The 472-nt window shown below is 68.2% G+C and carries 1 protein-coding gene; it reads left to right on the top strand.

The genetic code is table 11. The annotated features are described in order from the left end of the window. On the top strand, positions 1 to 472 hold a 472-nt coding region (locus ACU8YE_RS24835; RefSeq protein WP_446930198.1), incomplete at both ends, for a sensor histidine kinase.

Here is a 472-nt window from a genome sequence, read left to right as displayed (position 1 = left end):
CCGTCGGATCCTGGACGTCTGCTCATGGGAGCTCCCCGAGTCGGCGATCCTGGTTCTCCTCACCGACGTGACCAGCCAACGGCAGCGGCTGGACGAGCTGTCGCGCTTCGCCGGGATCGTCTCCCACGACCTCCGTACCCCTCTGACCGGCCTCCACGGGTGGCTGGAGCTCGCCCGGGAGGCTGCGCGGGCCGGGAGGACCGAGGACATCGAGCACATGCTGTGTCGCGCCGAGGCAGCCAGTCTTCGCATGGAACGGGTGATCGGGGGCTGGATCAACTACACGGTCGTCCGCGAGGGAAAGCTGTCCCCCGAGCGGATCGAGCTGTCGGAGCTGATCGACAACGTCGTCTCGACCCACGCGCGCCCCGACACCAAGATCGTGGTCGACGCGCCACATGCGGTGAACGCTGCGCCCGACCTCGTCCAGCAGCTGCTGGCCAACCTCGTCGGCAACGCGGTGAAGTTCGCC

This window comes from Ralstonia sp. VS2407, from assembly GCF_052950655.1.
This window is presented reverse-complemented; position numbering and strand designations above follow the sequence as displayed.